This window comes from Micromonospora sp. NPDC003776, assembly GCF_053605645.1.
This window is the reverse complement of sequence record NZ_JBSGJR010000418.1, coordinates 1-6,285: the sequence shown is the minus strand read 5'-3', so window position 1 is coordinate 6,285 and position 6,285 is coordinate 1. Positions and strand designations below refer to the sequence as shown.

Genomic DNA, 6,285 nt, shown 5'->3' with positions numbered 1-6,285 from the left:
CCCGGCGTTCGTGGTCAACCGGCTGCTCACCCGCTTCCTCGGCACCGTCTTCGCCGCCGTCGCCGTGGCGGCGACCCGGGCGACCGCCTCCTCGCGGATCGCCTCCTGCTCGGCGGAGAGCACCGCTTCGGCCTCGACGATGTGCCGGACCGCCTCCTCCACGTCGTCGGTGAGGCAGATCAGGTCCAGGTCCGACGGGCCGATCTTGCCGTCCGCGGCCATCGTGTCCCGCAGCCAGTCGAGCAGCCCACGCCAGTAGTCGACGCCCATCAGCACCACCGGGAACCGGGTGACCTTGCCGGTCTGCACCAGGGTCAGCGCCTCGAAGAGCTCGTCCATGGTGCCGAAGCCGCCGGGCAGCACGACGAACGCCTGCGCGTATTTGACGAACATCGTCTTGCGGGCGAAGAAGTAGCGGAAGTCGATCGCCAGGTCGACCCAGTCGTTGAGGCCCTGCTCGAACGGCAGCTCGATGCCGAGGCCGACGGAGAGCCCACCCGCCTCGCTGGCCCCCCGGTTGGCCGCCTCCATCACGCCCGGACCGCCGCCGGTGATCACCGCGTAGCCGGCTCGGGCGAGCGCGGCACCCAGCTCCTCGGCCAGCCGGCACTCCGGGCTGTCCGGCTTGCTGCGGGCCGAACCGAAGACGCTCACCGCGGGCGGCAGGTCGGCCAGGGTGTCGAACCCTTCGACGAACTCCGACAGGATGCGCAGCGCCCGCCAGGCGTCCTTGGTCTTCCAGTCGCCCCTGCCCCGCGAGTCCAGCAGTCGCTGGTCGGCGGTGCTGGTGGGGATCGCCCGGTTGCGCAGGGTGACGGCACCGCGGTGCCGCTCCCCGCCCGGACCGCGGCCGGGCGGCCGCCCGTCGCTCTGGCTCATGCAGCCACCGTAGTGGAGGCACGGCGGCCGGGTGCGGAGGCATGCGAGCCGACGAAATTCTTCGCGATCTTGGGCAACGAATTCGGTCGCCCGTACGTCTTACTATTCACATACGGGGTATGCCCCGGCGCGTTGCCTTTCGGGGGAGGAGCAGGCGTTGATCAGCAACACCGAGATGATCCGGATTCGCCGGCAGATGCAGCGGCGGATCCGCGACGTGGTGGCCGAGCGCCGCCGTGCCCGGATGATGGAAGCCCACCACACCGACCTGACCGGCGAGTCCACCGAGACCGACGCCTCGCTGAGCACCGGCGTCTGACGTCCCGCCGACCCGACTCCGGGGGGTCCGCGTCATCGACGCGGGCCCCCCGCTCACGTACCGGGATCAGGCCGAGGCCAGCCAGCGGTGCAGGGTGGCCGCACCGTCACGGATCTTGGTCAGCTCGACGTGCTCGTCCTTGTGGTGGGCCAGGTTCGGGTCGCCGGGGCCGAAGTTCAGCGCCGGGATGCCCATCGCCGCGAACCGGGCCACGTCCGTCCAGCCCAACTTGCCGATCGGGGCCGCCCCGACCGCGGCCAGGAACTCCTGCGCCGGCGGGTTGTCCAGCCCGGGGGCCGCGCCGGCCGCCGCGTCGGTGACCGCCAGGTCGAAGCCGGCGAAGACCTCCCGCAGGTGCGCCTCGGCCGCGGCCGGGTCCCGGTCCGGGGCGTACCGGTAGTTGATCTCGATCTCGCAGCGGTCCGGGATGACGTTGCCGGCCACCCCGCCGGTGATCCGCACCGCGTTGAGGCCCTCCCGGTAGTCGCAGCCCTCGATGGTCACCCGGCGGGCCTCGTACGCGGTCAGCCGGCGCAGCACCTCACCCGCGCCGTGGATGGCGTTCACCCCGTGCCAGGACCGGGCCGCGTGGGCCCGCTCGCCGTGCGTGGTGACGATCGCCCGCATGGTGCCCTGGCAGCCCGCCTCGACGATCCCGTACGTCGGCTCCAGCAGCACCGCGAAGTCGGCCTGCAGCCACTCCGGGTGGGCCTCGGAGACGAGCGTGAGGCCGTTGTACCGGGACTCGATCTCCTCGGCCTCGTAGAAGAAGTACGTGACGTCGTAGCGGGGGTCGGGCAGGGTCACCGCCAGGTGCAGCGCGAAGGCCACCCCGGACTTCATGTCGGAGGTGCCGCAGCCGTACATCAGGTCGCCGCGCATGGTCGACGGGAAGTTGTCGTTGAGCGGGACGGTGTCCAGGTGGCCGGCGAGCACCACCCGCTGCGCCCGACCCAGGTCGGTACGCGCCATCACCGTGTTGGAGTGCCGGAAGGTGGTCAGGTGCGGAACGCCCCGCAGCACGTCCTCGACACAGTCGGCGATGGCCTTCTCGTTGAGGGAGACGGACTCCATGTCGACCAGCGCGCGGGTCAGCGCCACCGGATCAGCCAGGACCTCGGGGGTCAGCGGGTTCTGCATGCTTCGCACGGTACCGTCAGCAGCGTGAGGAGCGCACAGTCTGCCTGGGGCATCGGCCTGGCCACGATCACCGCTGACGATCAGGTGCTGGACACCTGGTATCCGACCGGCAAGCTGGGGCTCGGCGAGTTGCCGCTGGTCCCCGGGGAGGACCAGGCCGACGTGCTCGACCTGCCGCCCGGCGCGGTCGGCGAACGGTCACTGCCCGGCCTGCGTACGGTCCAGGTGGTCACCGTGATCGGCTCGCTGGACGACCCGATCAAGGACACTCCCGACGCGTACCTGCGGCTGCACCTGCTCTCCCACCGCCTGGTGCGGCCCAACGAGCTCAACCTCGACGGCGTCTTCGGCAAGCTCGCCAACGTGGCCTGGACCTCGGCCGGGCCGTGCCCACCCGAGCGGGTGGACGAGCTGCGCGTGATCGAGCGGGCCGCCGGCCGCCACCTGGCCGTGTACGGCGTGGACAAGTTCCCCCGGATGACCGACTACGTGGTCCCCTCCGGCGTGCGGATCGCCGACGCGGACCGGGTCCGGCTCGGCGCGCACCTGGCCGCCGGCACCACCGTCATGCACGAGGGTTTCGTCAACTTCAACGCCGGCACGCTCGGCACCTCGATGGTGGAGGGGCGGATCGTGCAGGGCGTGGTGGTCGGCGACGGCTCCGACATCGGCGGCGGCGCCTCCATCATGGGCACGCTCTCCGGCGGCGGCACCGAGAAGGTGCGGATCGGCGAGCGGAGCCTGATCGGCGCGAACGCGGGCGTGGGCATCACCCTGGGCGACGACTGCGTGGTGGAGGCCGGCTGCTACATCACGGCCGCCTCCAAGATCACCCTGCCGGACGGCCGGGTGGTCAAGGCCCGCGAGCTCTCCGGCGTGGACGGGCTGCTCTTCTGGCGCAACTCGGTGACCGGCGCGCTGGAGGCGAAGCCGCGGACCGGCAAGGGCATCGAGCTGAACGCGGCGTTGCACGCCAACGACTGACGCGGAGCGGGCCGGGGCGTCGCGCCCCGGCCCGTCCGCCGTCCCGGCCCGCGGCGGGGAGACCGCGGACCGTGGCGACTCACCGCAGGCGGTACGCCTGGATGATCCGCTCGGTCACCGTGTTGCCGGCGCTGTCCCGCGCGGTGGCCCGCAGCGAGGCGTACCCGGGGCCGGCGGGGTGCCGGACCACGGCCGCCCAGCCGACGCCCTGCCGGTGCAGCTCCGCCTTCCGCCAGGTCTTCCCGCCGTCGTAGGAGACGTCGACGGTGAGCGCGGCGACCTTGGCGGCCGGCGCGCCGGGCTGCCGCTCGACCGTCAGCGGGATGGTGAAGGTCCGGCCGGCCGGGGCGGTGTTGTCGACGGCCAGCGGTGGCGCGAAGCGGACCGCCATGGCGGGCAGCCGCGCCCAGCCGTCGCCGGTGACGTGCCGGGAGCGGAAGGTCCAGCTCGCGGTGACCTCGGTGCTGAGGTCGGTGAAGCTGCGGGTGGCGCTGGTCTCCACCCGGTAGTCCGCGGCGCCCGCCGGCACCTCGAACTCCCCGTAGCCGGCGTAGGGCGACTCCCCGACCAGGGTGCCGCCCCGGTAGACGGCGGTCCGCCCGGTGTCGGTGACCGACCCGCCGGCGTGCCCGGCCTCGTCACTGAACAGCGGCAGGCCGACCGCGATCGTGTCGCCGTTGCGGGTGATGCCCTCCTCGGGCCGGCGCGGCTGCGGAAAGGACGGCCCGTGGGGCGCCGCGTTCCAGTCCTCCCGCACGGTCCGGGCCGGGCGGTACCGGACCCGGTCCGCGAAGAGCGCGGCCTGCGGGTTCAGCCAGCCGTCCTCGTCCCGGGTGCCGAGGTCCAGTTCGGTGCTCCAGCGCATCCCGGCGGTGCTGTAGTACTCGACCCGCCGGCCGGGGAGGGTGGTGGGCAGGCCGATCGCCCAGCCGCCGATGTCGTACGCGGACGAGGGGAAGACGATCCGCTCCGCCTCCTGCCCGGGCGCGCCGCCGCGGAACCGGTGCACCACGGTGGCCAGCTCAGCCGGGCGGTAGTGCTTGACGTAGCCGGTCGGGAAGCGGCCCGGCAGCGCCTCGCTGGTCGCGTAGAGGTAGGGGCTGGAGGTCACGGTCAGGTCGGCCCACTGGCTGCTGACCGCGCCGACGAACCGGTCGGCCGTCGTGGACCCGCCGAGCTGCCCGCTGGCCAGCCCGGTGAAGTCGAGCGACAGCAGGCTGAAGCCGTAGCCGCCGCCATCCGTGGTGAACCAGTTCGCGGAGAGGTCGACCAGGGCGGGCGTGGCGTCCCGCTTCGGCACGGTCACCCGGACCGGCTTCGCCGCCCGGGCGTCCACGCTGAGCCGCAGGTCGCGGTCCACGGTCAGGAGCGGCTGGGCCAGGCTGCTGGCGCCGGCCGGCTCGCCCTGCGCGTCACTCTCGAAGATGATGCTGGACAGGCCGTACACGCCCTTGGGGACGCGGACCTGCGCCTCGCCGTCGGCGTCGTAGACGTCGATCGTCCGGAAGCCGTCCAGCCCGACCAGGGTGGTGAAGTAGTCCCCCGTCGCCGCGCCGGCCCGGTTCCGGTGGGTGACGGTCACCGTGTAGCTCTCCACCTCCCGGTGCACGGCCAGCGGGGTGACCGCGACAGCGTCGCCGGAGCGGGCGACGATCCGCCCGGTCCAGTAGCCGTCGGCGCCGCCGAGCCGGGTGTCCGCGGTGACGGTCACCTGGGCGGTGCCGCCGGCCGGGACGGTGACCCGGGTGGCGCTCAGCCGGAACATGCCCGCCGGCGCGGTCCGCCCGTCCGGCCCGGTCACCTCGGTGCTCAGCTCCAGGGTGAGCGCCGTCGAGGCGGAGTTGCGCCAGGTGACCCTGCGCTCGATCGGCGCGTCGTCGTCGTGCGGCCAGCTCGCCCGGCCGAAGGAGACGCTGGCCGGCTCGCTGGTCAGCTGCTCGGTGATCGCGTGCGCCACGTCGACCCGGCCGGCGCCCTGCTCGTACGCGGTCTGGTCCGGGTGCGGCTTCGCCGAGGCCATCAGCGTCGCCTTGAGCTGCCCGGCCGGCCAGCCCGGGTGCTGCTGGGCGAGGAGCGCCGCCGCGCCGACCACGTGCGGGGTGGCCATCGAGGTGCCGGAGAGGGAGACGTACTTCCCGTCCACCGGGTCGCCGATCTGGCCGTGCGCGGCCCGGGCGGCGACGATCTCCACGCCGGGGGCGGTGATGTCGGGCTTGAGGGCGTCGTCGCCGGCCCGGGGGCCGCGGCTGGAGAAGAAGGCCAGTTCGTCGTCGCGGTCCACGGCGCCCACCGCGAGCGCGTCGTCGGCGGTGGCCGGCGAGCTGACCGTGCCGTCCCCGCCGTCGTTGCCCGCCGCGATGACGAAGAGGGTGCCGGTCTGCGCGGTCAGCGTCTGCACGGCCTGCTCGAGCGGGTCGACCTCCGGGGTGTTCCAGCCGCCGAGGCTCAGGTTGACCACGTCGGCCTTCTTCGTTACGGCGGCCCACTCCATGCCGGCCAGGATGGCCGAGTCGGCGCAGCCGTACTCCTCGCACACCTTGCCGGAGAGCAGGGTCGCGTCCGGTGCCACGCCCCGGTACCTACCGCCGGAGGCCGCGCCGCTGCCGGCGATGATCGAGGCGACGTGGGTGCCGTGGCCAACCATGTCGTCGGCGTCGGGCATCTCGCTGAAGTTGCGCGACTCGGCCACCCGGCCGACGAGGTCGGGGTGGGTGACGTCGACGCCGGTGTCGAGCACGGCCACGGTGACGCCCTTGCCGGTGAAGCCGGCGGCCCAGGCGGTCGGGGCGCCGATCTGCGGCACGCTGTGGTCCAGGGAGAGCTGGCGCCTGCCGTCGAGCCAGATTCGGTCGGCGCCCCCCGCCGCGTCGGCCCGGGCCCCGGACCGCCCGGTGGTGTTGTGCTTCGGGCCGTTCTGGACGGTGCCGGGGACACAGCTCCGGTCCTCGAAGACCGTCTTCGGC

5 protein-coding genes are annotated in these 6,285 nt (G+C 73.4%); 2 read left to right on the top strand and 3 right to left on the bottom strand.

Annotated features, from left to right (window positions below; translation table 11 throughout):
• Window positions 1-879 (bottom strand): LOG family protein (locus ACWEVO_RS26730; RefSeq protein ID WP_452310264.1); only part of this gene is annotated, 879 nt, incomplete at its 3' end.
• A gap of 157 nt (window positions 880-1,036) precedes the next feature.
• Here ACWEVO_RS26730 and ACWEVO_RS26725 point away from each other — a divergent pair.
• Window positions 1,037-1,198, top strand: a complete 162-nt coding sequence (locus tag ACWEVO_RS26725) for a hypothetical protein (RefSeq protein WP_452310263.1) — start codon at window positions 1,037-1,039, stop codon at window positions 1,196-1,198.
• Window positions 1,199-1,264: 66 nt separating this feature from the next.
• Here the strand turns inward: ACWEVO_RS26725 and dapE are convergent, their stop codons facing one another.
• Window positions 1,265-2,338, bottom strand: coding sequence for a succinyl-diaminopimelate desuccinylase (dapE, locus tag ACWEVO_RS26720; protein ID WP_452310262.1), 1,074 nt, complete (start codon window positions 2,336-2,338; stop codon window positions 1,265-1,267).
• A gap of 24 nt (window positions 2,339-2,362) precedes the next feature.
• Here dapE and dapD point away from each other — a divergent pair, with 24 nt between their 5' ends.
• Entirely contained in the window at window positions 2,363-3,322 is a 960-nt protein-coding gene (dapD, locus tag ACWEVO_RS26715; protein ID WP_452310261.1) for a 2,3,4,5-tetrahydropyridine-2,6-dicarboxylate N-succinyltransferase, read from the top strand.
• A 79-nt stretch (window positions 3,323-3,401) separates the two neighbouring features.
• On the opposite strand, the gene ACWEVO_RS26710 is transcribed toward dapD, so the two are convergent.
• On the bottom strand, window positions 3,402-6,285 hold a 2,884-nt coding region (locus ACWEVO_RS26710; RefSeq protein ID WP_452310260.1), incomplete at its 5' end, for a S8 family serine peptidase.